Genomic DNA, 2,635 nt, shown 5'->3' with positions numbered 1-2,635 from the left:
GCTACAAAGCCGCTACGCATAGAAAAAGGGCTGCAAAACATGCAGCCCTTTAAAATCGTTGAGAAATATACTCGCTCGCAGTTAGCGCTTGGAGAACTGGAAGCTCCGGCGGGCTTTGCGCTTGCCGTATTTCTTACGTTCCACAACGCGCGAGTCGCGGGTCAGGAAGCCTGCGGCTTTGAGAGCAGCACGCATGCTGGGATCATAAAGCTGCAACGCTTTCGAGATGCCGTGCTTGACCGCACCAGCTTGACCCGACAGGCCACCACCGGCGACGGTGGCGAACACGTCGAACTCACCGCGCACATTGGCGACGTCGAACGGCTGGTTCACGATCAGCTGCAGCACGGGGCGCGCGAAATAAACCGGCATCTCTTTGCCGTTTACTACGATCTTGCCCGTACCCGGCTTGATCCAAACGCGGGCGACCGCGTCTTTACGTTTGCCGGTCGCATAGGAACGGCCGAGCGCGTCGCGCACGGGCTCACGCGGAGCGGCGGTTTCAGTGTCGGGCGCGAGCGCGGCGTCAGAGCCGGACACGACCGATTTCAGATCGTCGAGAGTCTTGATATCGTCAGACATGATCAGCTCCGAGTGTTCTTTTTGTTCATCGACTTGACGTCGAGAACTTCAGGCTGTTGCGCTTCATGCGGATGATCGGTGCCAGCGTAAACACGCAGGTTCGACATTTGCGCACTGCCCAGACGGTTGCGCGAAATCATGCGCTCCACGGCTTTGATCACCACGCGCTCAGGATGCGCGCCCTCAAGGATCTGACGCGCAGTGCGCGATTTGATCCCGCCGGGGTGGCCGGTGTGCCAGTAGTAGGTTTTGTCTTCGCGCTTGCGACCCGTCATCTGCACCTTGCCGGCGTTGATGATGATCACATTGTCGCCCATATCCATGTGCGGCGTGAAGGTGGCTTTGTGCTTGCCACGCAGACGCATTGCGACGATCGAGGCGAGACGGCCCAGCACGACGCCTTCAGCGTCGATGATGACCCATTTCTTTTCGATCTCCGCGGGTTTTGCGGTGTAGGTTTTCATTTTTAACGGCCCTTGTAGGGGATTATCGAATTCTGATGGCGGCTTTTCGACGATTTGCGTACATATTTCAAGCCCCCTTATCGGAATTTATGCATGCAAAAACAATGTGTTACAAAATAGGTATATAAATACCCCATTTTTTCGCCCCCAAACACGCAGGCAAGTCCCCCGCCCTGCTTACTTTGGTGGAATCGAATAGGTCATGCTTGCCCGCGCCACCGGACGCGCGTCACCGTCCGAAAACATCAGCGCCTCGCCCACCGCCAGCACGCGCCCCAGCTTCAATATCCGCACCCGCGCGATCAAATCGACGCCTGCCACCGGTTTGCGCATGAAGTCGATACTGGCATTGGTCGTCACCGCCAGCGCCACCGGCCCGATCCGCGAAAGGATCGCCATGTAGATGCCGACATCGGCCAGCGCAAAGATGTTGGGCCCCGACACCGTGCCACCGGGTCGCAGATGCTGCTCGGCCACGCAAAGCCGCACCACCAGTTCCTCCTCATCCAATGCATCAATCGCGAAATCACCCCTGACTTGCGGAAACGCCTGATCCAAAAAAATCGCCAAGGCGGCGCGATCCATTACAAGAGCCATGCTCTCTTCCCTCTCTGTCAAACCCACCATAGAGTTTCGCCAAAGAGGAGGAGTTTCAATGACCGATCTGGTGATGCGCGAAGATAACGCTGCGGTGGCGCATTTGACGATGAACGCGCCGGGCAGCCTGAACGCGCTGTCGGATGCGATGTTGGCGGCGCTGAAATCGCGCTTTAGCGAATTGGCCAGCGACGAGACCATCAAGGTCGTGGTGCTCAAAGGTGCGGGCAAGGCATTTTGCGCGGGCCATGATCTCAAGGAAATGCAGCGCGGGCGCGAGGGGGCCGATCACGGGCGCGCCTATTTCGCCGATCTGTTCTTTCGCTGCGCCGAGGTGATGCAGATGATCCCTGCCCTGCCCCAGCCGGTGATTGCGCAGGCCCATGGCATCGCCACGGCGGCGGGCTGTCAGCTGGTGGCAAGCTGCGATCTGGCCGTGGCGGCCGAGGGCACGCGCTTTGGCGTGAACGGCGTCAATATCGGGCTGTTTTGTTCCACGCCGATGGTGGCGCTGTCGCGCAACGTGCCGCGCAAGGTAGCGTTTGAAATGCTCACCACGGGCGAGTTCATTGATGCCGCGCGCGCCCGCGAGGTCGGGCTGGTCAACCGCGTCGCCCCCCATGACGCGCTTGACGCCGAGACCGGCAAGCTGGCGCAAACCCTCGCCGCCAAGCTGGGCGCGGCGGTGAAGATCGGCAAACGGGCGTTTTACGACCAGACGACTATGGATCTTGCGCAGGCCTATGAGCACACCGCTGCCGTGATGGTGGAAAACATGCTTTGGCGCGACACTGAGGAAGGGCTGCAAGCCTTCATCGAGAAACGCAAACCCGATTGGGCCGATAGCTAAAGGCTCGCCGCACGGCTTATTTGGGCAGCGAGCCGAAATCGACCGTCGTGATCACCCCTGTTCGCCCTTGTCGTGGACAGCGGTGTTAGAGGCAAAATCATCTACCCGCCACGCCCCAAGGTTTGAGCGATCCGAGCCGCGC

At 59.5% G+C, this 2,635-nt stretch carries 4 protein-coding genes; 1 reads left to right on the top strand and 3 read right to left on the bottom strand.

Annotated features, from left to right (window positions below; genetic code table 11):
- Nucleotides 1-81 precede the first annotated feature (81 nt).
- The 3 genes from rpsI to QZ571_RS18390 form a co-directional block, all read right to left on the bottom strand.
- The gene (rpsI, locus tag QZ571_RS18400) at nucleotides 82-582 is read right to left on the bottom strand and encodes a 30S ribosomal protein S9 (protein ID WP_295537620.1); all 501 of its coding nucleotides are present in this window, start codon (nucleotides 580-582) and stop codon (nucleotides 82-84) included.
- Between the two features lie 2 nt (nucleotides 583-584).
- A complete protein-coding gene (gene rplM, locus QZ571_RS18395; RefSeq protein ID WP_295537619.1) occupies nucleotides 585-1,046 on the bottom strand; it encodes a 50S ribosomal protein L13 in 462 nt (153 codons plus the stop codon).
- A 177-nt stretch (nucleotides 1,047-1,223) separates the two neighbouring features.
- Nucleotides 1,224-1,643, bottom strand: a complete 420-nt coding sequence (locus QZ571_RS18390) for a PaaI family thioesterase (RefSeq protein WP_295537617.1) — start codon at nucleotides 1,641-1,643, stop codon at nucleotides 1,224-1,226.
- Between the two features lie 58 nt (nucleotides 1,644-1,701).
- Here QZ571_RS18390 and QZ571_RS18385 point away from each other — a divergent pair, with 58 nt between their 5' ends.
- A complete protein-coding gene (locus tag QZ571_RS18385; protein ID WP_295537615.1) occupies nucleotides 1,702-2,493 on the top strand; it encodes an enoyl-CoA hydratase in 792 nt (263 codons plus the stop codon).
- Nucleotides 2,494-2,635 lie beyond the last annotated feature (142 nt).

The organism is uncultured Thioclava sp., from assembly GCF_913064665.1.
Classification (GTDB): Bacteria; Pseudomonadota; Alphaproteobacteria; order Rhodobacterales; family Rhodobacteraceae; genus Thioclava; species Thioclava arctica.
This window is presented reverse-complemented; position numbering and strand designations above follow the sequence as displayed.